The organism is Kitasatospora sp. NPDC096077 (assembly GCF_040303245.1).
Taxonomy (GTDB): Bacteria; Actinomycetota; Actinomycetes; order Streptomycetales; family Streptomycetaceae; genus Kitasatospora.
In genome coordinates, this window is sequence record NZ_JBEOSV010000018.1 from 1 (window position 1) to 23,640 (window position 23,640).

The 23,640-nt window shown below is 74.0% G+C and carries 19 protein-coding genes; 8 read left to right on the forward strand and 11 right to left on the reverse strand.

The annotated features are described in order from the left end of the window. Positions 1 to 688: 688 nt before the first annotated feature. Positions 689 to 4,369, forward strand: coding sequence for a SpoIIE family protein phosphatase (locus ABTZ03_RS17725; protein ID WP_350513896.1), 3,681 nt, complete (start codon positions 689 to 691; stop codon positions 4,367 to 4,369). A 119-nt stretch (positions 4,370 to 4,488) separates the two neighbouring features. Then, positions 4,489 to 4,893 carry a nuclear transport factor 2 family protein gene (locus ABTZ03_RS17730; RefSeq protein WP_350513897.1) on the forward strand — a complete coding sequence of 135 codons (405 nt, stop codon included), beginning with the start codon at positions 4,489 to 4,491 and terminating at the stop codon, positions 4,891 to 4,893. A 26-nt stretch (positions 4,894 to 4,919) separates the two neighbouring features. Here the strand turns inward: ABTZ03_RS17730 and ABTZ03_RS17735 are convergent, their stop codons facing one another. The 3 genes from ABTZ03_RS17735 to ABTZ03_RS17745 form a co-directional block, all read right to left on the reverse strand. Further along, the gene (locus ABTZ03_RS17735; protein WP_350513898.1) at positions 4,920 to 5,987 is read right to left on the reverse strand and encodes an S-adenosylmethionine:tRNA ribosyltransferase-isomerase; all 1,068 of its coding nucleotides are present in this window, start codon (positions 5,985 to 5,987) and stop codon (positions 4,920 to 4,922) included. Continuing rightward, positions 5,984 to 6,766, reverse strand: coding sequence for an SDR family oxidoreductase (locus ABTZ03_RS17740; RefSeq protein WP_350513899.1), 783 nt, complete (start codon positions 6,764 to 6,766; stop codon positions 5,984 to 5,986). Before ABTZ03_RS17740 ends, ABTZ03_RS17735 begins: the two co-directional genes overlap by 4 nt. Positions 6,767 to 6,930: 164 nt before the next feature. Continuing rightward, a complete protein-coding gene (locus tag ABTZ03_RS17745) occupies positions 6,931 to 7,881 on the reverse strand; it encodes a pseudouridine synthase (protein ID WP_350513900.1) in 951 nt (316 codons plus the stop codon). Positions 7,882 to 8,071: 190 nt separating this feature from the next. Between ABTZ03_RS17745 and ABTZ03_RS17750 the strand changes: the two genes are divergently transcribed. Together ABTZ03_RS17750 and ABTZ03_RS17755 are read left to right on the forward strand one after the other, a co-directional pair. Beyond that, positions 8,072 to 9,163: a PP2C family protein-serine/threonine phosphatase gene (locus tag ABTZ03_RS17750; RefSeq protein ID WP_350513901.1), complete on the forward strand. Its 1,092-nt coding sequence runs from the start codon at positions 8,072 to 8,074 to the stop codon at positions 9,161 to 9,163. Positions 9,164 to 9,282: 119 nt separating this feature from the next. Next, on the forward strand, positions 9,283 to 9,675 hold the full coding sequence (locus tag ABTZ03_RS17755; protein ID WP_350513902.1) for a DUF3224 domain-containing protein: 393 nt from the start codon (positions 9,283 to 9,285) through the stop codon (positions 9,673 to 9,675). Between the two features lie 97 nt (positions 9,676 to 9,772). Here the strand turns inward: ABTZ03_RS17755 and ABTZ03_RS17760 are convergent, their stop codons facing one another. Next, a complete protein-coding gene (locus ABTZ03_RS17760; RefSeq protein WP_502894497.1) occupies positions 9,773 to 10,615 on the reverse strand; it encodes a poly-gamma-glutamate hydrolase family protein in 843 nt (280 codons plus the stop codon). A gap of 253 nt (positions 10,616 to 10,868) precedes the next feature. On the opposite strand from ABTZ03_RS17760, the gene ABTZ03_RS17765 reads away from it, so the two are divergent. Next, the gene (locus ABTZ03_RS17765) at positions 10,869 to 11,717 is read left to right on the forward strand and encodes a DUF5995 family protein (protein ID WP_350513904.1); all 849 of its coding nucleotides are present in this window, start codon (positions 10,869 to 10,871) and stop codon (positions 11,715 to 11,717) included. A 66-nt stretch (positions 11,718 to 11,783) separates the two neighbouring features. Here ABTZ03_RS17765 and ABTZ03_RS17770 read toward each other — a convergent pair whose 3' ends face one another. Then, the gene (locus ABTZ03_RS17770; RefSeq protein ID WP_350513905.1) at positions 11,784 to 13,223 is read right to left on the reverse strand and encodes a GuaB1 family IMP dehydrogenase-related protein; all 1,440 of its coding nucleotides are present in this window, start codon (positions 13,221 to 13,223) and stop codon (positions 11,784 to 11,786) included. 381 nt (positions 13,224 to 13,604) lie between these two features. On the opposite strand from ABTZ03_RS17770, the gene ABTZ03_RS17775 reads away from it, so the two are divergent. Both ABTZ03_RS17775 and ABTZ03_RS17780 read left to right on the forward strand, forming a co-directional pair. After that, entirely contained in the window at positions 13,605 to 15,077 is a 1,473-nt protein-coding gene (locus ABTZ03_RS17775) for an SDR family NAD(P)-dependent oxidoreductase (protein WP_502894503.1), read from the forward strand. Positions 15,078 to 15,117: 40 nt separating this feature from the next. Further along, the gene (locus tag ABTZ03_RS17780) at positions 15,118 to 15,579 is read left to right on the forward strand and encodes a nucleotide triphosphate diphosphatase NUDT15 (protein WP_350513906.1); all 462 of its coding nucleotides are present in this window, start codon (positions 15,118 to 15,120) and stop codon (positions 15,577 to 15,579) included. 56 nt (positions 15,580 to 15,635) lie between these two features. Here ABTZ03_RS17780 and ABTZ03_RS17785 read toward each other — a convergent pair whose 3' ends face one another. The 3 genes from ABTZ03_RS17785 to ABTZ03_RS17795 are packed head-to-tail and all read right to left on the reverse strand — an operon-like array spanning position 15,636 to position 19,074. Next, positions 15,636 to 17,870: an FtsX-like permease family protein gene (locus ABTZ03_RS17785; RefSeq protein ID WP_350513907.1), complete on the reverse strand. Its 2,235-nt coding sequence runs from the start codon at positions 17,868 to 17,870 to the stop codon at positions 15,636 to 15,638. Continuing rightward, positions 17,867 to 18,553, reverse strand: a complete 687-nt coding sequence (locus ABTZ03_RS17790) for an ABC transporter ATP-binding protein (RefSeq protein ID WP_350513908.1) — start codon at positions 18,551 to 18,553, stop codon at positions 17,867 to 17,869. The genes ABTZ03_RS17785 and ABTZ03_RS17790 overlap by 4 nt, the downstream gene beginning before the upstream one ends. Continuing rightward, positions 18,550 to 19,074: a PadR family transcriptional regulator gene (locus ABTZ03_RS17795; protein ID WP_350513909.1), complete on the reverse strand. Its 525-nt coding sequence runs from the start codon at positions 19,072 to 19,074 to the stop codon at positions 18,550 to 18,552. The genes ABTZ03_RS17790 and ABTZ03_RS17795 overlap by 4 nt, the downstream gene beginning before the upstream one ends. Positions 19,075 to 19,436: 362 nt before the next feature. Here ABTZ03_RS17795 and ABTZ03_RS17800 point away from each other — a divergent pair, with 362 nt between their 5' ends. Beyond that, the gene (locus tag ABTZ03_RS17800; protein WP_350513910.1) at positions 19,437 to 20,093 is read left to right on the forward strand and encodes an Rv1733c family protein; all 657 of its coding nucleotides are present in this window, start codon (positions 19,437 to 19,439) and stop codon (positions 20,091 to 20,093) included. A 26-nt stretch (positions 20,094 to 20,119) separates the two neighbouring features. On the opposite strand, the gene ABTZ03_RS17805 is transcribed toward ABTZ03_RS17800, so the two are convergent. From ABTZ03_RS17805 to ABTZ03_RS17815, 3 genes are all read right to left on the reverse strand, one after another. Beyond that, the gene (locus ABTZ03_RS17805; protein WP_350513911.1) at positions 20,120 to 20,797 is read right to left on the reverse strand and encodes a YoaK family protein; all 678 of its coding nucleotides are present in this window, start codon (positions 20,795 to 20,797) and stop codon (positions 20,120 to 20,122) included. 95 nt (positions 20,798 to 20,892) lie between these two features. Continuing rightward, positions 20,893 to 21,627: an MgtC/SapB family protein gene (locus ABTZ03_RS17810; RefSeq protein WP_350513912.1), complete on the reverse strand. Its 735-nt coding sequence runs from the start codon at positions 21,625 to 21,627 to the stop codon at positions 20,893 to 20,895. A 97-nt stretch (positions 21,628 to 21,724) separates the two neighbouring features. Beyond that, entirely contained in the window at positions 21,725 to 23,380 is a 1,656-nt protein-coding gene (locus ABTZ03_RS17815; RefSeq protein WP_350513913.1) for an NRAMP family divalent metal transporter, read from the reverse strand. Positions 23,381 to 23,640: the final 260 nt, after the last annotated feature.

Here is a 23,640-nt window from a genome sequence, read left to right on the forward strand (position 1 = left end):
CCGATCCGTCAGAAGCCGACCCGATCCGGTGATCCGTCAGCGAGCTCATCAGTGTCTCCCTTAATCAGGGTGTCCACCTGATTCATGACACTCCCTCGCTGGCAGCGGGGGCGAGTGAGGTGGGGGCGGTCATGAGGCGGACTCGTCGGGGCGTGACTTAAGGAGCGGAGCGTCCGTCCTGCAGCCCGCGGTCCCGCTGCCGGTGACCGTAGGCCTGGGCCAGGGGCAAGGGCCGTAAACCGGGGCCGAGCTCCAGGGGCCAGGGGCCGGGAGCCCGAGCTCGGAGCCGGAGCCGGAGCCGGAGCCGGAGCCGGAGCCGGAGCCGGAGCGCAACTTGTGGCGGGTGTGGGAGTGTTGGCGCATGAGGGCGGGGAGTGTGGGGGACTTTGTCTGCCGGGGTGCGGTGTGGGTCGGGGCCGTGGTGGCGGCGCCGGTGTTGCTGGTTGCCGGGGGGCCGTTGTACCGGCGGTACGTCGCGTACCTCTACCGGGACGGTGCGCCGCCGGTGGTCGACAGGTCCCGGTTGTGGGTGACCCCGGGGTACCGGGTGCTGCACAACCGGTTGGTGCGGGTCCTGGTGGCGCCCACGCTGGGGTGGGCGGGCCGGTAGCCACGAGGGGCGGGGCTCGGGGGCCGCGTGCGAGGATGGCAGGGCTGGGGGGAACGAGCTCCGGGCGGTTCTCTGGCCATGGTGAACGACGACGCGCAGCGCCGGGGGGAGCCTCGGCGGGAGGCCCTGTTGATGGTGCCGATCGCCACGGCGCTGATCGAGGCCGACGGTCGGATCCTGCACTGGAGCGGCGACGCGGAGGCGTTGCTCGGTTACCGTGCGGACGAGGCGGTGGGGGCGAAGGCGGCACGGCTGCTGACCTCCGACGAGCAGCGGCCCGAGGTGCTGGAGCTGTTCCGGGAGATCCTGGCGGGCCGGGAGTGGTCCGGGGTGTTCCCGGTGCGGCACCGGGACGGGCACCTGGTGAACCTGGAGTTCCGGACCCATCCGGTGAGCGGGCCCGGCGGGGTGCCACTGGTGCTGGCGGTGGCGTCCGAGGTCACGACGCTGCGCCGGATCCAGGCGGATCTGGCCGTGCTGGACGGTTTCTTCACCCAGTCCCCGGTCGGGATGGCCGTGTTCGACACCCAGTTGCGGTACGTGCGGCTGAACGAGGCGCTGGCCCAGAGCAACGGTGTGGCCGCCGCCGAGCACCTGGGGCGGCGGCTGACCGAGGTGCTGCCGGGGATCAACGCCGTCGAGTCCGAGGCGGTGATGCGGGAGGTGCTGGCGAGCGGCCGGTCGGTGGTGGACTTCCGGGCGCACGGCCGGACGCCGGGCGATCCGCGCCGGGACCGGGCCTGGTCGGCCTCGTACTTCCGGCTGGCGGACCGGGTCGGGCGGGTGCTGGGGGTGAGCGGGACCATCGTCGACGTCACCGAGCGTTACCGGGCCGACGCCCGGGCGGCCCGGGCCCAGGAGCGGCTGGCGCTGCTGGTCGACGCCACGGCCTCGATCGGCACCACGCTCGACCTGCGGCAGACCGCCCGGGAGCTGGCGGACGCGATGGTGCCCCGGGTCGCCGACATCAGCGGGGTGTTCGCGCTGGAGGCGTTGATCGCCGGGCGCAACGTCGAGGCGCCCGTCCCGGGCACCCCGCAGCTGGTGCGCCGGCTGGCGATCGCCACCGCCGACCCGCTGTATCCGGCCGACGCGCTGCCGCTGGACTCGGTGTACGAGTTGCCGGCCGACTCCCCGTACGCCCGGGCGCTGATCACCGGGCGGACGGTGGTGGTGCCGTCCTGGGAGCTGCCGCCGCTGAGCGAGGGCATCAACGAGAGCGGCCGCCGGGCCTTCCTGGGCGACCGGCCGCGCTCGGTGCGGATCACCCCGCTGGTGGCGCGCGGCACCACGCTCGGCATGGTGGTGTACTCGCGACGCGGTGAGCGGGAGTCCTTCGCGGAGGCCGACATCACGCTCGGTGACGAGCTGGCCTCGCGGGCGGCCGTCGCGATCGACAACGCCCGGCTGTACCTGCGCCAGCACCAGACCGTCCTGGCGCGGCAGCAGGCGCTGCGCGAGGCGAAGGCCGCCCAGGAGCGACTCGCGCTGGTCAACGCGGCCTCCGCCCGGATCGGCACCACGCTCGATCTGGACCGCACCGCGCACGAGTTGGCCGAGGTGGCGACGCCCCGGCTGGCCGACACGGTGGTGGTGGAGGTGCTGGAGGAGCTGGTCCGCGGCGAGCGCGAGGCCCGGGCCCCCGCGGACGGCTCGGCGCTGCTGCGCCGGATGGCGTTCCACTCGGTGCACGGCTCGACCCTGGCGCCGATCGCCCGGCTGGGCGGGGTGCACCGGTTCACGCCCGGTTCGCCGTACGCGTGGAGCCTGGCGCACCGCAAGCCGGTGCTGGTGCCGCGGATGGACGAGGAGGGCATGGCCTGGTTCGCCGACGATCCGGTGCGCACCGCCGCCGTACGGGAGCAGAACGTGCTGTCGTTCATGGTCGTGCCGTTGATCGCGCGCGGCAATCCGATCGGCGTCGCGGGCTTCTACCGGACCCTGGTCGAGCGCCCGTACGAGGACGAGGACCTGGCGCTGGCCGGGGAGTTGGCGGTGCGGGCGGCGGTGTCGATCGACAATGCGCTGCTGTTCACCCGCGAGCGCGACGCGGCCACCGCCCGGCAGCGCGCGCTGGACGAGGCCTGGGCCGCCCAGCAGCGGCTCGGTCTGCTGAACGAGGCCAGCAACCGGATCGGCACCACGCTCGATCTGCACCGCACCGCACGGGAGTTGGTGGACGTGGTGATCCCGCGCTTCGCCGACTTCGTCACGGTGGACCTGCGCGACGCGGTGCTCGGCGGCGAGGAGCCGGGCGCGGTGCCGCGGGTCGGGCCGGTGCTGATGCGGGCGGTGGCGGTCGGCGATTCGGCGTCGGACAACGTCATGACGGCGGCCGCGGACCAGGTCGGCGAGACCTCCCAGTCCGCGGCGGTGTACGCGCAGAGCCTGCGCACCCGGCGCTCGATCCTGGTCTCCGAGGTGACCGAGGAGGAGCTGCGGCGGATCGTCGCCTCCCCCGACCGGGTGCAGCCGGCGCTGGCCTCCGGGGTGCACTCGTACCTGATGGTGCCGCTGGTGGCGCGCGGACTGGTGCTGGGCGGCGCCGAGTTCGTCCGCAGCCGCAATCCGGTGCCGTTCGGTCCGGCGGACCGTTCGCTGGCCGAGGAACTGGCCGCCCGTACCGCGCTGGCGATCGACAACGGCCGGCTCTACCGGCGGGAGCGGGACACCGCGCTCACCCTCCAACGCAGCCTGCTGCCACAGGAGATCCACCGCACCCTCGGCCTGGAACTGGCCTACCGCTACCTGCCCAGCAGCGTGGTCAGCGAGGTCGGCGGCGACTGGTTCGACGTGGTGCCGCTGTCCTCCGGGCGGGTCGCCCTGATCGTCGGCGACGTGATGGGCCACGGCATCCGGGCCGCCGCCACCATGGGCCAACTCCGGACGGTGGCGCGGACGTTGATCACCCTGGAGCTGCAGCCGACCCGGGTCCTGCACCGGCTGGACGAGGCCACCGCGGCACTCGGCGAGGGCCAGTTCGCCACCTGCGTCTGCGTGGTCTACGACCCGGCCGACCGCAGCTGCACCGCCGCGTGCGCCGGCCACCTGCCGCCCGTGGTCGCCGACACCGCGGGCAACGCCCGGCTGGTCGAGCTGCCGCCGGGCGCACCGCTCGGCGTGGGCGGAGTCCCGTTCGAGGGCGTCGAGTTCACCCTGCCCGAGGAGGCGATCCTGACCCTCTACACCGACGGGCTGGTCGAGCGCCGGGGCCACGACCTGGACGAGGGACTGGAGTTGCTCTGCCACACGGTCGCCGACCGGCGCCAATCGCTGGAACAGACCTGCGACGCCGTACTGACCCGGCTCACCGGCCCCACCGCCGAGGACGACATCGCCGTCATCATGGCGCAGGTCCGCCCGCAGGGCGCCGACCGGATCGCCGCCCTGCCGCTCACCGGCGACCACGCGATGGTCGCCCACTCCCGCCGGTTCACCCGCGAGACGCTCGCCGCCTGGGGCCTGGACGCGCTCAGCGACGGCGCTGAACTGCTCACCAGCGAGCTGATCACCAACGCCCTGGTGCACGCCGGATCGCCCACCCAGCTGCGGCTGTTCTGCAACCGGGTGCTCACCGTCGAGGTCGCCGACCGGGACGACGAGACGCCCCGGATCCGCCGGGCCCGCAACGAGGACGAGGGCGGGCGCGGCATCCACCTGGTCAACGAGCTGGCGCACCGCTGGGGCAGCCGACGGACCGGTGAGGGCAAGGTGGTCTGGTTCGAGCTGGAGCTGCCGCCGGGCGCCCCGCCTGGATGAACAACCGGCGGTTGTCGGAAGGCACCCGGGGTTGTTGGCCGCCCCGGCGGCCCCCGGGCTTTGCTGGTGCCACGGCCGGAGAGCCCGACCGGACGGACCACAGCAGCCAGGAGCCCACCATGCCGCAGACCGACGCCCGCACCGTCGTCACCGAGTACGTCACCCGGATCGCCGCCGGCGAACGGGACGCCGCCGTCGCCCTGTTCGCCGAGGACGCCACCTGGACCTACCCGGGCGACCTCGCGCTCTCCCGCACCTGGCACGGCAAGCAGGAGATCTTCGGCGACTTCCTGGGCCAGGTCGGCACCCTGTTCGCCCCCGACGGCCTGCCGACCATCACCCTCACCGGGGTCCTCGCCGACGGCCCGCAGGCCGTGGCCGAGTGGACCACCGTCGGTACGGCCGCCAACGGCACCGCGTACCGGAACCACTGCCTGGGCGTGTTCACCGTGGAGAACGGCCTGATCACCGCCGTCCGCGAGTACCTGGACACCCACCACGTGGCGCAGACCCTGCTGGCCTGAACGCCCGCCGCCGCACGGCCCGTCGGTCAGTTCGGCAGCAGCAGGTTGACGTCCCCGAACTCGTGCCACAGGTAACGCCGTCGGACGGCCTCCCGGTAGCAGGCGGCCAGCAGCGGGCGGCCCGCGACGGCGGCCAGCATCAGCAGGTGGGAGGCCCGCGGCTCGTGCCAGCCGGTGAGCAGACCGTCCACGGCGCGCACGCCGCGCTCCGGGGTGATCACCAACTCCGTCCAGCCGTCCGCCTCCTGGAGCGTGCCGTCCGACCCGACGGCCGACTCCAGGGCGCGGACGACGGTGGTGCCGACGGCGATCACCCGGCCGCCCCCGGCCCGGACGTGGCCGACCAGTCGGGCGGTGGCCGCCGGGACGTGGAAGCGCTCGGCGTACGGGGCCTCGTGCGCCTCCGGCGAGGCCACCCCGGTGTGCAGGGTGACCGGCGCGACCAGCACGCCGCGGCCCGCCAGCCGGGCCACCGTCCCGGCCGTGAACGGTCGTGCCGCGCTGGGCATTTCACTGCTGCCGGGGACGGTCGCGAAGACCGTCTGGTAGTCCTCGATCGGCCACTCGCGGTCCACGTAGCCGTACCGGATCGGTCGGCCGTGCAGCTCCAGGTAGCGCAACAGGGGTGCGGGAAGGGTGAGTTCGGCGTACCAGAGGCGCGGCGTGAAGGCCTGCACCAGCTCGGCCGCACCGCCGGCCGGGAGCGAGACGCGCAGGCCCGGGCGGGCCGGGGACTCCTCCGGCGGGTAGTAGGCCGCCGCCGCGCCGGGCACCGCCCGGCGCAACTCGACCAGATGGGCGCCCTGTCGGTCCGGCTGGGCGGAGGAGAGGTGCAGCGCGACCGGGGTGCCGTCGGGCAGTCGGCCCGGCAGGGCGGCCGGGAGGGTGGCCGAGTTGTTGACCACCAGGAGGTCCCCCGGGCGCAGCACCTCGGGCAGGTCGGTGAAGCGGCGGTGCTCCACGGCGCCGGTGGTCCGCCGGCCGACCAGCATCCGCACACCGTCCCGGGCCCCGCCGCGCGCCTCCGCCGGTGCGCGGGCGGAGAGTTCGGGCGGGACGGTGACGTCGGGGTCGAGCCCGGCCAGGGTCGTCATCGCCCGCCGCCGTCGGCCGCGGTGACTTCCGGGGCCCCGGCGGCCAGGTCCTCGGCGCGGTAGCGGCCGGAGGGGGTGCGGTCGTGCAGCAGGCCGAGCAGCAGCGGGGCGATCTGCTCGGGCAGCGGTTCGCCGGAGAGGTCCTGGTCGGGCTCGGCCTGCTGCAGCATCCGGGTGCGCATGCCGCCCGGGTCGACCGCCCAGACGTTCAACTCCTGCTCCTCGCGGGCGAGTACGGCGGTGGCCAGGTCCAGCGCGGCCTTGCTGGCGCCGTACCCTCCCCAGCCGAGGTAGGGCACCACGGCGGCGTCCGAGCTGATGTTGAGGACGGCGCCGGAGTGGGCGCGCAGTTGCGGCAGGACGAGCTGGGTGAGGGCGATCGGGCCGAGCGCGTTGACCTCGAAGACCTCCAGCAGGTCGGGCAGCGGGAAGTCGGCCAGCCGGGGCAGTGGTTCGGCGCCGGGGGCGGCTGCTCCGTTGAGCGTTCCGGCGTTGTTGACCAGCAGGCTCGCGCCGCCGAGGCCCTCGGCGGCCTCGGCCAGGTGGGCGCGGTGGTCGTCGTCGACGATCGAGCCCGGGAGCGCGACGACCTTGGTGACGGCCGCCAGACCGGCGGCGGCCTCGGCGAGTTCGGCCGCACCGCGGGCGGTGATCACCAGGTGCCAGCCGTCGGCGGCGAGGGCGTGGGCGAGCGCCAGCCCGAGGCCGCGGGAGGCGCCGGTGACCAGGGCGACGGGGGCGGGGGCGGTGGCGGGGGCGGTGTGCGGTGCTGCGTTCATGGCTCAACGATCCCGCCGCCGGGGCGGGCGGCGGATCGGGCGGCGGAACCGGGACCGGGTCCTCCGTTCGCCCTAGACCGCAGGCCGGACCCAGGACTTCGCCGCTCCCTGATCGGCTCCCACGAACCCGGCCGCAACCCGGTCCGGCCACGGGCGGGTGCCGGTCAGGCCCCCGACTCCCAGCCGGGCCGGTCGGCCCAGGCGGCGAGCGTGCGCCGGCTCTCGAAGCGGCGCTCCCGACCGGACAGCGGGTCGGTGAACTCGACCGTCGAGGCGAGCAGTTGGAGCGGGCGGCGGAAGTCGTCCGGGGCCGGTTCGGGCAGCACCACCGGATACACCGGGTCGCCGAGGATCGGCAGCCCGAGGCCGCTCATGTGCAGCCGCAGCTGGTGGGTGCGCCCACTGAGCGGCCGCAGCCGGTAGCGGCCGAGGCCGTCGCGGTGCTCCAGCAGGTCGACCCGGCTCTCGCTGTTCGGCGGCGCGTCGACGACCTCCCGGGCGGCGATCACCCCGCGCTCCTTGACGATGTGGCTGCGTACCGTGCGCGGGAGGCTCAGCTCCGGGTCGTACCCGGCGATCGCCTGGTACTCCTTGCGCACCAGCCGGTCCCGGAACAGCGTCTGGTAGGCGCCGCGGTCCTCGGGCCGGACCACGAACATGGCCAGCCCCGCGGTGAGCCGGTCCAGCCGGTGGGCGGGGCTGAGCGCGGGCAGGTCGAGGGAGTGCCGCAGCCGGGACAGCGCCGTCTCGACGACGTGCCGGCCGCGCGGGGTGGTGGCCAGGAAGTGCGGCTTGTCGACCACCACGAGGTGGTCGTCGCGGTGCAGCACCACCAGGTCGAAGGGGACGGGCACCTCCGCCGGGTGGTCCCGGTAGAACCAGAGGTGCGCACCGGGGCGAAACGGTTCGTCGAAGCCGATCGGGCCCTGCTCGCCGACGATCTCGCCGTCCCGCAGCGCCGTCTCGACCCGGGCCGCCGCCACCGCGGGCAGCCGCTCGACCAGGTGCTCCCGGACCGTCGGCCAGTCGCCCTCCAGCGGCAGCCGCAGGTGGACCGGGTCCACGCCGCGGCGCTGCGGAAGGGGGGAGGCCGGGCGGCGGCTCTTGCGTCTCATCTCCCGGCCCAGCCTAGTGCGCGCCGCACCGGAGCCCGCGCCGAGGTACCGGGGCACCGGGGGCAGGGACACCGGGGTGTCGCGACCCCGGTGCGCCGGGGTGCCGAGGTGCTGACCCGGGGCGGTACGGGGAAAGTGGTTCGAAGGCCCTCGGGCCCGGAGCACCATTGCCCCCCCTGAAGGAGGACGCGTGACCGCCGCCGGCCCGGACGGGCTCCCGCCGCTGCACCTGCCACGGCGGACCCGGCTGCTGCTGTACGGCGCCCTCCTGCTGCTGGTCGCCGCCGTCGCGGCGGCCCTGGCCATCGGTCCCGGGGCGACCCTGTCGCCGCTGCTCGCGGTGGCCCCGGTGCTCGCCGGGGCCACCACCCGCAAGGCCCGGGTGCCGCTGCTGGTCGGCGCGGCGGCACTGGTCGCGGTCGGCGCGCTGGAGTCGGAGAACACCCAGCTGCCCGCCTCGGTCCGGATCACCGTCTCGGTCACCGTACTGGCCTCGACGCTGGCCAGCGCGGCCAGCGTGGTGCTGGTGGCGGCCCGGGAGCGGGAGCTCTACCAGGTCCGGACGGTGGCCGAGGCGGCCCAGCGGGCCCTGCTGCGACCGCCCGCCGAGCGGATCGGCCCGCTGCGGCTGGCCGTCCGGTACGTCGCGGCGACGGCCGAGGCCCGGATCGGCGGGGACCTGTACGCCGTGGTGGAGACCCGCTTCGGGGTGCGGGTCCTGCTCGGGGACGTGCAGGGGCACGGGCTGTCGGCGGTGGAGACGGCGGCGGACGTGCTGGGGGTGTTCCGCGAGGCGGCACGGACCGAGCCGGACCCCGCTCGGCTCGCGGAGCGGCTGGACGCGGCGCTCACCGCCCGGCCGGGCGACGACGGGCGGTTCGCCACCGCGCTGCTGCTGGACGTCCCGGCCGGCCGGGAGCCGGTCCGGGTGGTGAACTGCGGCCATCCGCCCCCGCTGCTGCGCCGCGCGGGCCGGGTCGCCGAGCTGGCGCCGCCCGTCCCCGCGCCACCGCTGGGCCTGCGCGAGCTGACCGGCGAGGACTACGCGGCGAGCCGCTTCGACCCGGGCCCGGGCGATCTGCTCCTGCTGCACACCGACGGGGTGTCCGAGGCCCGGGACGCCCGGGGCTGCTTCTACCCGCTGGCGGAACGGCTGCCCGGACTGCACGGCGGCAGCCCGGCCGACCTGCTGGACGCGGTGCTGGCGGACGTCCGGGGCTGGGTCGGCGAGCCCGGGCTGGCCGACGACGCGGCACTGCTGGCGCTGCGCTGGGACCACTGACGGGGCTGCCGGGGCGGCTGTGCCGGAGGACGCGGGCGCGATTGTCAGTGCCGTGTGCAACGCTTCACACACGGTCGACGAACGGTCGGCCGGGGTGCGGACTACGAGGGGAGCGTGCCATGACTGCCGAGGTGAGCGGGTCGTTCGAGGTGACGGCGTTCGAGCCGGGCGAGACGGAGGAGCACGAGGGCGGCACCGCCTTCGGGCGGGTCCGGATCACCAAGACGTTCACGGGCGGGCTGAGCGGCCGCAGCGAGGTGCGGATGCTGTCCGTCGGCGGCACGTCGGGCGGGCCGGCCTCGTACGTCGCGGTGGAGCACGTGACCGGCGAACTGGACGGGAAGGCGGGCTCGTTCGTGCTCCAGCACGCGGCCTGGGACACCAGCGGGGTGACGATACGCGTGGTGCCGGGCACGGGGGCGGGCGAGCTGGCCGGGATCACCGGCGAGTTCCGGCTGGCCGTCGACGAGTCCGGCGCCCACACCTACGTGCTGGCCTACCAGCTGGGCTGACGCCCGCTGCGCCCCCGACGACGGGCGCGGCGCAGCGGGCGGGGTCCGGTCGCCCCTTCGGTCGGTCAGTCGGTCGGTCCATCCGTCCGTCCGTCCGTCACAGGATGGGCTGGGTCGCCTCCAGGCGCTGGACGGCGGTCCGGACGGCCGCCGTGAAGCTCCAGAAGAGCGGCAGGGTGTTGGCCGCCCGGTCGGCCCGGGTGTTCTTGCCCGGGGCGAACATCGCGGCCCGCAGCTCGGTGGTCATCTCCAGCTGGGCGCCCATGCCGAGCATGCTGCGGTTGCAGATGTTCTCCGGGGAGATGCCGGCGATCTCCTCCTCACCGGAGGCCGTCACGGCCCGGATGCCCGCCGCGGCGAACTCCTCCATCAGGTACTGGCGGAGGGTGGAGTTCAGGCCGCCGACCAGCACGGCCTGGGCGCCCGCCTCCAGGCCGGCCTGGGCGGTGGTGCAGCCGTGCAGCGAGAGCACGTTGAGGCTGCCGGCGCACATCGCCCGGACCACGGTGTCGTCGCAGTGGGTCGAGGTGACGTGCAGCGCGCTGTTGTTGGAGGACCGCAGGCCCTCGAACATCCAGAAGTCGCGCACCGGGCCGGCGGCCGGGGTCGGGGCGAGGTCCGCGGGGTGGTAGCCGGCGATGGCGAGGCACAGTTCGGAGGTGCCGCCCTCGATGCCGCCGCCGTGCGGGGCGATGACGGTGGTCCGGATGAACGCCGTGCGGTCCTGCGGGCTCTGGTCGTCGATCAGGTGGCGGCGGTAGCGGCGGCCGTAGTCGACGCCTTCGACCAGGGCCGGGTTGGCGTACAGCGCGGTGTTGGAGGGGTAGAGGTCGGCGGCGCTCGCGGGGGTGCTGCCCACGGCGGCGCCGAGGGTGCCGAGGGCAGGGGCCGCGGCGAGCGCGGCAAGCAGGGTACGACGGTTGATCACGGTCGGGATCATGGCAGGAGGTGAGCTATAGGTAAAGTCGAGGCAAAGTAAAGATCAAGTCTGCACCCTCGCACGGCGGGGTCGGACTGATCGTGTGACACCGGCCGGACGGACGCGCGCCGCACCGGCCGAGCGCGGCGACGCGCTGCCACGATGATGCGATCAGTGCACGATCGGTCTCGGAGGGTGGCGCATGCCCGGTCCAGCGACGACCCGCACGATTGCGGCTCACACGCCAGCGGCTCACACGGTCACGACTCGCACGGTGACGGCCCCTTGGGCGACGGCCCGTGCGACGGCGGCCCGAACGCCGGTCACGGTCGAGGAGGTGGTCGGCCGACTGCGGGAGATCGGGGCGGCCCTGCCACTGTCCGACGGGGTGGCGGTGTTCAACCGGCTCTACCTCACCGTGACCGAGGCGGTCCGCGACCGGCTCGCGGACGGGTACTCGACCGACGGCGGGCACTCCGCCGACGGCGACCGCTCCACCGACGGCGGGTACTTCGCCGACCCGCCGGCGATGGCCGAGCTGGACGCGGTGTTCGCCGGACGGTACCTGCTAGCCGTGGCCGCCGACGCGGCCGGGCAGCAGCCGCCCGCCTGTTGGCGACCGCTGTTCGCGCTGCGCGCCCACCCCGGCGTGCACCCGCTGCAGTTCGCGCTGGCCGGGATGAACGCCCACATCCAGCACGACCTGCCGCTGGCGGTGGTCGACCTCTGCCTCCGCCGGGGCTGCGGGCCGGCCGAGGTCGAGCAGGACTACCACCGGATCAACGGGGTGCTGGCCGAGGTGGAGTCGGTCGTACGGGAGCAGTTGCTGCCCGGGCCCGAACTGCCGGAGTACGCCAGGCCGCTCACCCACCTGCTCGGCACCTGGTCGGTCGAGACCGCCCGGGAGGGCGCCTGGTCGGCCGTCCAGGCGCTCTGGGAGCTGCGCGGGCTCCCGGCCGCCGCCCGGGCCTTCACCGCCGCCCTGGACGGCTCGGTCGGGCTGCTCGGCCACGCCCTGCTGCTCCCGCTGCTGCCGTACGACGGCTGCGCGGACGCCCCCGGAACGGGCGCGGCCGCCCGGCTCCCCGAAGCGAGGAGCCGGACGGCCGACGAGCAGGCGTGACGGGAGGCACCGGGTCCGGGCCCGGGTCCGGGTCCGACCTCGGCCCCGACGCCGCCGCTACCGCGATCAGGCCCAGCTGGAGTGCAGCGGCTTGCCCTCGGCGTAGCCGGCCGCGCTCTGGATACCCACGATCGCCTTCTCCTGGAACTCCTCCAGGCTGTTGGCGCCCGCGTAGGTGCAGGAGCTGCGCACGCCGGCCACGATCGAGTCGATCAGGTCCTCGACGCCCGGGCGGGCCGGGTCGACGAACATCCGGGAGTGCGAGATGCCCTCCTCGAACAGCGCCTTGCGGGCCCGGTCGTAGGAGGAGTCCTGGGCGGTGCGGTTGCTCACCGCACGGGCCGAGGCCATGCCGAAGCTCTCCTTGTACTGGCGGCCGTCGGCGGCGGTCTGCAGGTCGCCCGGGGACTCGTAGGTGCCGGCGAACCAGGAGCCGATCATCACGTTGGAGGCGCCGGCGGCGAGCGCCATGGCGACGTCGCGCGGGTGGCGCACGCCACCGTCGGCCCAGACGTGCTTGCCGAGCCGGCGGGCCTCGGCGGCGCACTCCAGCACGGCGGAGAACTGCGGGCGGCCGACGCCGGTCATCATCCGGGTGGTGCACATGGCGCCCGGGCCGACACCGACCTTGAGGATGTCCGCGCCGGCCTCGACCAGGTCGCGGACACCGGCGGCGGAGACCACGTTGCCGGCCACGATCGGGATCTGCGGGTCCAGGCCGCGCACCGCGCGCAGCGCGCTGATCATGCTCTCCTGGTGGCCGTGCGCGGTGTCGACCACCAGCACGTCCGCCCCGGCGTCGATCAGCGCCTTGGCCTTGCCCGCGACGTCGCCGTTGATGCCGACGGTGGCGGCGATCCGCAGCTTGCCGTTCGCGTCCACGGCCGGGGTGTAGAGGGTGGCGCGCAGCGCGCCCTTGCGGGTGAGCAGGCCGACCAGCTTGCCCTCGCGGTCGACGACCGGGGCGAGCTTGCGGTGCGCCTCGGTGAGCTTGTCGAAGGCCTCGCGCGGGGCGATGTCCTCGTCCAGCAGCAGCAGTTCGCGGGACATGATGTCGGCGAGGCTGGTGAAGCGGTCCACGCCCTGGCAGTCGGACTCGGTGACGACGCCGACCGGCTTGCCGTCCTCGACCACGACGAGGGCGCCGTGGGCGCGCTTGGGCAGCAGCGAGAGCGCCTCGGCGACGGTGGCGCCGGGGGCCAGGGTGATCGGGGTGTCGACCACCAGGTGGCGCTGCTTGACCCAGGAGATGACCTCGGCGATGACCTCGGTGGGGATGTCCTGCGGGATGGCCACCAGGCCGCCGCGGCGGGCGACGGTCTCGGCCATCCGGCGGCCGGCGATGGCGGTCATGTTGGCGACCACCAGCGGGATGGTGGTGCCGGTGCCGTCGTTCGAGGAGAGGTCGACACCCTGCCGGGAGCCCACGGCGGAACGGCTGGGGACCATGAAGACGTCGTCGTACGTCAGGTCGTACGAGGGCTTGAGGTCGTTCAGGAAACGCATGAATGGGCTCTCTGGCTGGGAGAAATTACACCTCGGGTGCGGTTGCGGCGATGCCGCCGGAGCGCACTCGGGCGCCCGGCACCCAGCATTCGATTCTCCGTGAGGGCGGGGGCAAATGCCAGTTCGAGCGGCATTGCTGGGGATGTGCACAAACCATGATCAGTGCTCCGCGCGTAGACATGGATGATCCTCCAAAGACGCCCCCCGCCGGTTCCGGGCCCGGCCCCGCCTGCCGGGTCCACCCCGGCCCCCACCTCCGGCTTTCGCTCCGGCCCCCGCCGCTCCCGTAGCATTCACGCGGTACGCGGTAACAGCGGGGCGAGCGGGAAAGCGGCAGCACGGGTGAGCATCGAGCAGACGGACATCGAGCGGGGCCGAGACGTGGAGGAGGGCGAGCAGGAGATCGACTACGGTCCCGGCCTCGACCCCGAGCGCCTGAAGCTCTGCCTGGACGTGCTCGCCGAGCTCGACCGGTTGCACGTCGACCACCCGGACGCGATCACCGTCCGGCAGGCCGTGGGCGGCATATTCCGCACCCTCAAGCAGCGCCGCCGCCAGGAGACCCGGGCCCGCAAGACGGCCAACGACCGCGAGGTCACCGCCCGCACGGCCACCGGCGCGCCGACCCGGATCGACGACGAGACGGCCGGTGCCTTCGGTCTGACCACCGTCACCACCACCGAGATCGCCGGCATCCTGGAGCGCCCGCGCTCCTGCTACACCTGCAAGACCCGGTACGTCGAGGTCGACGCCTTCTACCACAACCTGTGCCAGAAGTGCGCGGCGCTGAACCGGTCCCGCCGGGACGCCCGGGCCGACCTCACCGGCAAGCGCGCGCTGCTGACCGGCGGCCGGGCCAAGATCGGGATGTACATCGCGCTGATGCTGCTGCGCGACGGCGCCCACACCACCATCACCACCCGCTTCCCCAACGACGCGATCCGCCGCTTCACGGCGATGCCGGACAGCGCCGAGTGGATCCACCGCCTCAAGATCATCGGCATCGACCTGCGCGACCCGGCCCAGGTGATGGCCCTGGCCGACGAGGTCGCCGCCGACGGTCCGCTGGACATCCTGATCAACAACGCCGCGCAGACCGTGCGTCGGCCGGCCGAGTCCTACCGCGAGCTGGTCAACGCCGAGTCCGCCCCGCTGCCGGCCGGCGAACTGCCCCAGGCCACCACGATCGGCCGGTTCAACAGCGGCAGCGTCGACCTGCCCGCCCTCCCCCACCAGCCGAGCGACGGCGGGCAGCGACTGGCCGCCGAGGACGTCACCTCGCTCGCCCTGGTCACCGGCTCCGCGACCCCGGCCCGGATCGAGGCCGGCACCGCGATCGACGCCGGCGGCCTGGTGCCCGACCTCGCACCGACCAACAGCTGGGTGCAGACCGTCAGCGAGGTCGGTCCGGTCGAGCTGCTGGAGGTCCAACTCTGCAACTCCACCGCGCCGTTCATCCTGATCAGCCGGCTGCGCCCGGCGATGGCCGCCTCCGCGTCCCGCCGCAAGTACGTGGTCAACGTCTCCGCGATGGAGGGCGTGTTCCAGCGCGGCTACAAGGGCGCCGGCCACCCGCACACCAACATGGCCAAGGCCGCGCTCAACATGCTCACCCGCACCAGCGCGCAGGAGATGTTCGAGTCCGACGGCATCCTGATGACCGCCGTCGACACCGGCTGGATCACCGACGAGCGGCCGCACCCGGACAAGATGCGGCTCGCCGACGAGGGCTTCCACGCCCCGCTCGACCTGGTCGACGGCGCGGCCCGGGTGTACGACCCGATCGTCCGCGGCGAGGCCGGCGAGGATCTGTACGGCTGCTTCCTCAAGGACTACGAGCGCGGCAACTGGTAGCCGTCCGGCCGACCGGTGACCACCCCAAGGAGAGCCCGAGTTGAGCACCGCACCGACCGCGCCGCTGCTCGGCGCCGGGATCATCGTGCCCACCGGGGACGGCCGGGTGCTGATCGGCCGCCGGATCACCGCCGGCGAGCCGCCGACCTGGAGCCTGCCCGGCGGCAAGGTCGACCCGGGCGAGTCCTTCGAGCGGACCGCGGCCCGCGAACTCGCCGAGGAGACCGGCATCGTGCTGCCGGCCGAGCGGATGCGGGTGCTCGCCCTGCACCTGGACCACGAGCTCGGCCGGCCCCGGCTGACCGCCGCGGTGCTGGCTCCGCCGAGCCTGGCCGAGGCGCTGGTCACCGAGCCGCACACCTGCGCCGGCTGGGAGCGCTTCGCGGTGGACGCGCTGCCCGAGCCGATGTTCTACCCGTCCGGGCTGGTGCTCGGCAGCTGGCTGGACGGGCTGGACGTGGCCCGGCGGGACGGGACGCGCAGCTACCCCGTCGCCCGCTGATCCGCAGCACCGACGGATCCACGGGCGACGGGGCCGCCTGCTCCGGCCCGACGCCGTCAGCCGTTGCGCGCCGCCTCCGGCCCGGTGATCCGCCGCAGCAGCGGCAGGGTCGAGGCGATGATCCCCAACGAGGCGGCCAGCCCGAAGCCGGTCAGGCCGTAGTACGCCAGACCCGGTGAGACCAGGTCGTACTTCATCTGCGACGCGAGGAACATCGCCGCCGCGGCGAAGCCGGTCCCGATCGCGAGCGCCGACACCACCAGCAGCGGCAGCGCGCTCTCCAGCCCGACCACCCGGTGCAGCAGCCGCAGCGGTGCGCCGGTCAGCCGCAGGATCGCGAACGGCCTGCGGCGGTCGGACAGTCCGGCCACCACGCTGACCGCGAGGCTGCACCCGGCGATCGGCAGGGTGGTCAGCAGCACCGCGTCCGCCAGCTGCCGCCAGCCCTGGAGCTTCCGCTGCCCCTCGGAGGACCAGTCCTCGGCCAACCGCGGTTCGTAGGTCGGGAGTTCACGCATGAACAGGGTCCGCAGCTGCTCCTTGGCCGCCGCGGAGCCGTCGGTGGTCGCGTAGAGCATCCGCACCGGGAGCCCGGCCACCTCCGCCGCGGAGACCGGTGCGGCGGGCCACTCGTGCTGGGAGGCGTCCAGCAGGTCGACGAACTGGAACTGGTCGACCGCCGCGACGGCCGCCCCCGGGGCGCAGTGGCCGACCACCGGGATCTGTGCGAGTTCCGAGCAGATCACCAGGCTGGGCACCACCGGACGCGGGCCCTGCTGGTACGCCCCGACCTCGGCCGGGTTGTCGTGGACCAGCGCGATCCCCTGGAAGCCGGGCACGGCACGGGCCCGGGCCAGCACCCGGTCGGGCACCGAGGGCAGCGCGGCCGCCTCCTCCCGGTTGCCGAACGGGGTGGCCACGATCGCCTTGCGCACCGAGGGCGCGCCGTCCAGCGCGCCCTGGTTGGCGTCGATGGTGCTCATGATGGCGAGGGTCCCGGTGGTCACGAACAGCGCCAGCACCAGGCCGGCGACCGAGCGGAAGCCCGCCCGCGGGTCGTCCGAGAGGCGGCGCATCGCGATCAGCGAGGCCGGCCGGCTGGTCCGCCTGGCGACCGCCCGGGCGGTCGCCAGGGTGAGCCACGGACCGGCGACCACCAGGCCGAGCATGACCAGCACGAAGCCGCTCAGATAGGCCAGGGACTGCGCGTTCGTGGTCTTCGGGTGGTTGCCGACGAAGTAGCCGAGTTCGGCCAGGCCCGCCACCAGCGGGGTCAACCGCCAGGGGCTCGGCGGCTTCGGGGTGACCCGGCGGGAGACCCCGAGCGGGGAGATGGTGACCCGGCGCAGCGCGAACCGGGCGGCCAGCGCGGCCGCCAGCGGCACCCCCAGCACCACCCCGGCGACCTGCGGCAGGGTCAGGCCGAGGTCGGCGGCGAAGAACCGGTCGCCGGTGAACGGGACGTCGGCGACCAGCGGCTTCAGCGCGGCGTACAGGCCGAGGCCGCCGACCGTGCCGATCACCGCGGCCACCGTGGACTCCACCGCCGAGATCAGCGACACCTGACCGGGCGTCGCCCCCACCAGGCGCATCGCGGCGTAGCGCTGCTCCCGGGTGGCGGCGGAGAGCCGGGTCGCGGTGCCGATGAAGATCAGCACCGGGAAGATCAGCGCTGCGGCCACCACGGTGACCACCAGGAGCAGGGCGTCCCCGTGCACGCCCGCGCCGTAGCAGTCGGCCGAGCAGTCGGCGGGCAGCGCGGTGGCGATGCTGGTGACGGTGTGCGCCCTCGGCAGCGCCTCGACCTCGTCGGCGGTGCGCCCGACGACCACCGCGAGGGTGTCCGGGGAGGGCAGCGCGTCGTCGCCGAGGGTGCCGGCCAGCCGGCCCGGGAAGCGGTCGCCGAGTTCGACGGCCGGGGTGTCGCGCAGCAGTTTCTCCAGCGCGGGCGAGGCGTAGTACTCGCCGGGCGCGGGCAGTCGGCTCAGGCCGGGCACCGACGGCGCGGCGGGGCCGGTCGGGGCGAGGTCGACCCGGAAGATCCGCTTGCCCCGGTAGTAGTCGCCGCGGGCGCCCCACCAGAGCGGGTCCGCCGAGGTGGCGGCCGTCGCGCCCTGGACGCCGGTGTTCATCCAGTTCTGCCGCTCATTGGCGCGGTCGATCGCGTTCATGCCGGAGAAGGTGGACAGCAGCAGCCCGACCCCGATCGCGACGGCCGCCGCGATCATCAGCAACCGGGCCACCGCCTCCCGGCCGCCGCTGACGGCCAGTCGGAGCGAGAAGGCGATCACGGGGCCACCGATCCGGTGGAGAGGGTACGGGCCAGGCCGTCGCGGACGATCGCCTCGCGGTCGGCGTAGGCGGCGACCCTCGGCTCGTGGGTGACCAGGATGACGGTGGTGCCCTGCTCCCGGGCCGAACCGACCATCAGCTCCATCACCTGCTCGCCGGTCAGCGAGTCCAGCGCGCCGGTCGGCTCGTCGGCGAACAGCACCCGCGGCCGGGCCACCAACCCCCGCGCCAGTGCGACCCGTTGGGCCTGGCCGCCGGACAACTCGCCGGAGCGGCGCTGCTCCAGGCCGTCCAGGCCGAGCCGGGCGAACCAGGGCCGGGCCTGGGCGAGCGCGGCTCCCCGGCGCACGCCGTTCAGCAGCAGCGGCAGGGCCACGTTCTCCTCGGCGGTCAACTCCGGTACCAGCTGGCCGAACTGGAACACGAAGCCGAAGCTGTCGCGGCGCAGGGCGCTGCGCCGGGCCTCGCTCATGGTGTCCAGGCGCTGCCCGTCGAACAGCACCTCGCCCGCGTCGGGCACCAGGATGCCGGCCAGGCAGTGGAGTAACGTCGACTTGCCCGAGCCGCTGGGGCCCATCACGGCGAGCACCTCGCCGGCCCGGACGGACAGGCTCGCCCCGCGCAGCGCGGGCGTCTCGCCGAAGGCGAGCGCGAGGTCCCGGGCCTCGATCACGGCGGTCATGCGCGCACCTCCGCGGCCAGCGCGTCGAGCCGGGCGACGGTCAGGTCGATCCAGCGCAGGTCGGCCTCCAGGTGGAACAGGCCGTGGTCGGCGAGCAGGGCGTCCACCAGCGGTCCGGAGCGGCGCAGTTCGGTGAGTTCGCGCATCCGGCGCAGGTGGGCGGAGCGCTGGGTGTCGAGGTAGAGCTCGGCGTCGCGGCCGAGCATCAGGGCCAGCACCACCTTGCTGAACAGCACGGACTGCAGATTGGGTTCGGGGGCGACCGGCTCCTGGAGCCAGGTCTCGAACTCGGTGGCCCCGGTCTCGGTGATGACGTAGCGCTTGCGCTCGGGCCCGTCCCCCGGCTCGGCCTCACCGGCCATCACCTTGCCGTCGCGGGCCAGTCGGCCGAGGGTCGCGTAGACCTGGCCGTACGGGAGGGGCTTGCCCCGGCCGAAGTAGGAGTCGTAGTCGCGCTTGAGGTCGTAGCCGTGGCTCGGCTCCCGCTCCAGCAGTCCGAGGAGGGTCAAAGGAACACTCATGGGGAGGACCATACACCAGGGATATACACCGAGTGTATAGCTGGGAAGAATACCGCCCTGACCTGGCGAAACGTCAACTTCCGGCGGTGGACGGGCAGGAGGCGGCCCCACGACCGCCCCCTGCTCCGCACCGCGGCCCGGCACCCCCACGGTCAACCGGGCCGGAGCCGCGCCCGGGCACGGGGGACGCGGCCGGACCCCAGCCTGCCGGAGCCGGGGCCCGCCGCCGAGGGCCGAACGTCCCGGGTGGTCAGGAGCGTCGGCACCACGAGCGCGCACCGCATCTTGTGCGAGGGGGCCGGTCGGGTGGAGATTGGGTGACGAAACCCCGTACGCGCCCGCGTCCTTGAGGAGTCCTCAGCGTGTCCAGCCCACCCCGCCCGGCCCGGCCCGCGTCGCTCCCGCGGCGAACCGGCCGTCAGCTGCGGCGGGCCTTCGGTGCCCGGCACGAACCGTTGGCCCGCCCCCTCGACCGGTCCCGCGCCCGCGCCTGGCTGCTCGCCGTGGTCGGGGGCCTGCTGACCGCCGCCCTCTCGGTCGGCGGCGCGCTGCTGCTCTACCGCGCCACCGCACCCCGGGCCGACGCCGACCGGGCCCGGCTGCACCGGATCGAGGCCGTGGTCACCAACACCACCGACCACTCCGCCGCCGCCGGCCGGCTCGCCTCCGGCGGTTACGGCAACCGGACCGATGTCGCGGCCTCCTGGAGCTACCCCGGGCACACCCGGCACTCCGGCCTGGTGGACGCCCCGCGCTCGGCCGTGGCCGGTGCCGCCGTCCAGATCTGGGTCGACCCGGACGGCAACGCCACCGCTCCCCCGGTCGAGCGCGCGGCCCTCGCCGTCTCGGCCGCCTGCACCGGCACCGGCGCCCTGCTCGTGCTGTCCGCCCTCCTGGTCCTCGCCCTGCGACTGCGGCTGCACGCCCTCGACCGGCGGGCCGAGGCCGACTGGACCTCCGGTTGGGCCCGGCTGGAACCGCACTGGAGCGGCCGCGCCGGGCACCGCCGGGAGGAGTGACCGCGACAAGATCCGCCGGACAGGGCCTAGCGGCGTTGCGTCCAGGCCGGTGCCGGGACGGGCCTGGCGGCGCGGTGGGTGAGGGCGGCGACGGCGATCAGCAGCACCAGGGCCAGCGCCAGCGCGGCGGGCACGTTCGCGTGCAGCACCAGCGCGGCACCGAGCAGGGCCCCGGCGAACATCCAGGCCGCCGAGGCGAGCCGGCGCGGGCCGGTGCGGTCCGCGGCGAGGGCGGTGAGGGTCATGGTGAGCACGGTGGTGGTGAGGTCGGGGACCTTGAGCGCGCGGACCACCGCGTTCTGCCCGCCCATCGCGAGGGCGAGCAGGCCGATCAGGGTGTAGCGGGCGGGTGCGGAGGTGTGGCCGACCGCCGCCGCCAGCACGGTGCCCGCGGCGACGAGTACCGCCTGGGCGGCGACGGCGGCGGTCAGCAGGTGCCCCCGGTGCCCGGGCAGGTGCCGGACAAGGTGGCCGCCGGCCAGCGCGCCGAGCAGGAAGGCCGCGAGGGCCGCCAGTGAGGCGGTGGCGGACAGGCCGGGGGCACCGGCCAGGGCGAAGCCGAGGAACACCACGTTGCCGGTCATGTTGGCGACGAAGACGTGCCCGAGCTCCAGGTAGCTGACCGCGTCCACCACCCCGGTGACCAGGGTCAGCACCAGCAGCATCGGGACCAGCGGTCCGTGGTCCGGATCGACTTTCGGCATCGGGCCTCCCGGAGGTTCGTGTGACGGTCCCTCCGTTCTACCTCCTCGGGCCCTCGGGACCCCGCCGACAGCAGCGCTCGCCGGCAGGAGTACGCCTACGCCATCGCCGGGTTGCCGTGGTCGTCGTCCTCCGCGTCCAGGTGCCAGTGCAGGTCCCGGACGCCCGGCTCCAGCGACAGCCGGGTGACGACCTGCTCCAGCGCCGGGGTCACCTGGCCGCTGATGGCGACGGTGGCCCGCAGGCTGGTGGCGTCGCCCTGCTCGGTGCGGCGGGCGCGCAGGCCGGTGGGCGAGAGGCCGGAGCCGGCCAGGGCCTGGAGCAGCAGGGCGCGGATGTGGGTCTCGGACTTGCGGTCGCACTCCAGGTGGACGGTGGCCCGGCTGGTGGAGTCCGGGTCGCTGCCGGCCTGCGGGGCCCGGTCGAGCAGTCGGCCGGCCGGGCGCAGCACGACGTGGACGGCGAGCACGGCGAGCGTGCCCATGGCCGCCAGTTCCAGCTTGCCGGAGGCGGCGAGCACTCCGACGGCGGCCGAACACCACAGCGTGGCGGCGGTGTTGAGGCCGCGGACGCCGGCGCCGTCGCGCAGGATGACGCCACCGCCGAGGAAGCCGATGCCGGAGACGACGTAGGAGGCGACCCGGGTGGGGCTGCCGGTGTCGCCGACCGCCTCGCTGTACAGCACGAACAGGGTGGCGCCGGCCGCCACCAGGGCGTTGGTGCGCAGGCCGGCCATCCGGGCCCGCCACTGGCGCTCGACGCCGATCAGCGCGCCGCAGGCGACGCCGGTGGCGAGCCGGACCAGGAACTCGACGGTGGTCAGGGTGTGCACGACGGCACCTCCTTCACGGGGAAACGGACACGGAAAGGGAACGGACGGGCGGTGAGCCGCTGCCCACCGCCCGTCCGTACGGGAGTCGCTCGGCGACTCAGTGGTTCAGCGCGGTCTGGACGACCTTGATGATGACCATGATCATCGCGATCAGCAGGTAGGCGCGCAGGGCGCCCATGCCGACCTTGCGGGCGGTGGACATGACCGGCCGCTCCAGGGTCTCCAGCGGGGGCATCCGCCAGTTCTCCCGGTCGGTGCGGTCGATCGGGTCCTCCTTGGTGCCGGTGCGGCCGGCCACGAAGAAGTACCCGGCGACCAGCACGCCCGCCACACCGCAACCGGTCATGATCCACAGGATCGCGTCCGAGCTGATGTCCGGCCAGACCACGGCGGCGGTCAGGATCAGCGACAGCATCACCAGCACGCCGACCACCGCGGAGGTGAAGGCGTTGGTCTTGGGACCGTTGCGCCAGGGGCCGAGCACGGCCTTGTCGTTGCAGAGCAGCAGCAGGAAGACGGTGGCGGAGGGCAGCAGCACACCGGCCAGCACCTGGACGAACTGGGTCATCAGACCCTGGAGGTAGTCGGTGGACAGCAGGGTGATCGCCGCGGCGACCACCACCAGGCCCGCGTAGACCGCGTAGAAGCCCTTGGCGCCCTTGACCCCGCGGTGCAGCGAGTGCTTGATGCCGAAGACGTCGCCGATGGCGTAGGCGGTGGAGAGCGAGACCGCGAAGGCGCCGATGATCGAGGCGTCCAGCAGGGCGATCGCGAACAGCACGCCCACCAGGTGGCCGGCCTTGTCCTCCAGGCCCTTGGCCACGGCGGCCGCGTCGGAGAACTGGCCGAAGCCGTCGGTGCCCGCGAAGGCCGCGGCGGTGAAGCCGATCATCGCGGCGGCGCCGATGATCACGATGGCGATGCCGATCCACAGGTCGACCTTCTCGTACTTCATGAAACGCGGGGTGATCCGCTTGTCGATGACGTACGACTGCTGGAAGAACAGCTGCCACGGGGCGACGGTGGTGCCGACGATCGAGACGATGACCAGCATCACGGCGGCGAGCTGGCCGGAGCCGCCCGGCATCTGCGGGACCACGAAGTCGTGGGCCATCTGCGAGGTCTTCGGGTGGACCATGAAGTAGATCGGCACCAGCAGCAGCGAGCCGACGCAGAGCGCGATGGCGACCCGCTCGAAGCGCTGGAAGGAGCCGGTGAAGGCCGAGGCGATGATGATCGCCGCCGCCAGGATGACGGAGGCGACCTTCGGCAGGCCGAGGTACCCGGCCGCGAGTGTCACGCCGATGAACTCGGTGACCAGGGTGAGGGCGTTCAGCAGGAAGAGGTCGATGACGCTGAAGGCGCCCCAGAACTTGCCGAAGCGCTCCAGGATCAGCCGGGCGTGGCCGACGCCGGTGACGGCGCCCAGGCGCAGCACCATCTCCTGGTTGACGTACAGCACCGGGATCAGCAGGGCCAGCGTCCACAGCAGCTGGGTGCCGTAGTTCTGGCCGGCCTGGCCGTAGGTGGAGAAGGCGCCGGCGTCGTTGTCGCCGACCATCACGATCAGGCCGGGGCCGACGATCGCCAGCAGGGTCTTGAGCCGGGCGGAGAGTCCGCGGGGGGCGGAGTCGTCGAGCTTGATGGTGCCGAGCGCGCCCTTGATGTCGCCCACGTGGGCGTCGTCGAGGACGGCGGAGCGGGTCGCGGCGGGAGCGGCGGGAACCTTCGGGTCCAGCATCACGTTGGTCATGGCGGGGCCTCCCTGCCCCCTTCCTGGAGGGGGCGACAGGGGGCACGCAGCAGCGATCCTCCCTGCGGGCGCATGTGGACGCACACGACGTCCGCTCCGTACGGCGACGCTGAGCGGCGGCGGCCGTGCGGGCATGACGGTGCGTCAGGCGGCTTGCGTCGGGGCATGGTTGAGCGCACGACGAAGGCCTGGGTGAACGCGCAGGGAAGGTTGTTACCGCGTGCCGGAGGTGTTCGAGAGCATGCGGGGGTAGGGGCTAC

Coding starts and splice junctions, on each gene's coding strand:
- ABTZ03_RS17745 (WP_350513900.1), bottom strand. CDS start 7,881: ATGAGACGCAAGAGCCGCCGCCCGGCCTCCCCCCTTCCGCAGCGCCGC.
- ABTZ03_RS17790 (WP_350513908.1), bottom strand. CDS start 18,553: ATGACCGCCGTGATCGAGGCCCGGGACCTCGCGCTCGCCTTCGGCGAG.
- ABTZ03_RS17740 (WP_350513899.1), bottom strand. CDS start 6,766: ATGAACGCAGCACCGCACACCGCCCCCGCCACCGCCCCCGCCCCCGTC.
- ABTZ03_RS17735 (WP_350513898.1), bottom strand. CDS start 5,987: ATGACGACCCTGGCCGGGCTCGACCCCGACGTCACCGTCCCGCCCGAA.
- ABTZ03_RS17725 (WP_350513896.1), top strand. CDS start 689: ATGGTGAACGACGACGCGCAGCGCCGGGGGGAGCCTCGGCGGGAGGCC.
- ABTZ03_RS17760 (WP_502894497.1), bottom strand. CDS start 10,615: ATGATCCCGACCGTGATCAACCGTCGTACCCTGCTTGCCGCGCTCGCC.
- ABTZ03_RS17795 (WP_350513909.1), bottom strand. CDS start 19,074: ATGAGTGTTCCTTTGACCCTCCTCGGACTGCTGGAGCGGGAGCCGAGC.
- ABTZ03_RS17805 (WP_350513911.1), bottom strand. CDS start 20,797: ATGCCGAAAGTCGATCCGGACCACGGACCGCTGGTCCCGATGCTGCTG.
- ABTZ03_RS17815 (WP_350513913.1), bottom strand. CDS start 23,380: ATGACCAACGTGATGCTGGACCCGAAGGTTCCCGCCGCTCCCGCCGCG.
- ABTZ03_RS17730 (WP_350513897.1), top strand. CDS start 4,489: ATGCCGCAGACCGACGCCCGCACCGTCGTCACCGAGTACGTCACCCGG.
- ABTZ03_RS17770 (WP_350513905.1), bottom strand. CDS start 13,223: ATGCGTTTCCTGAACGACCTCAAGCCCTCGTACGACCTGACGTACGAC.
- ABTZ03_RS17755 (WP_350513902.1), top strand. CDS start 9,283: ATGACTGCCGAGGTGAGCGGGTCGTTCGAGGTGACGGCGTTCGAGCCG.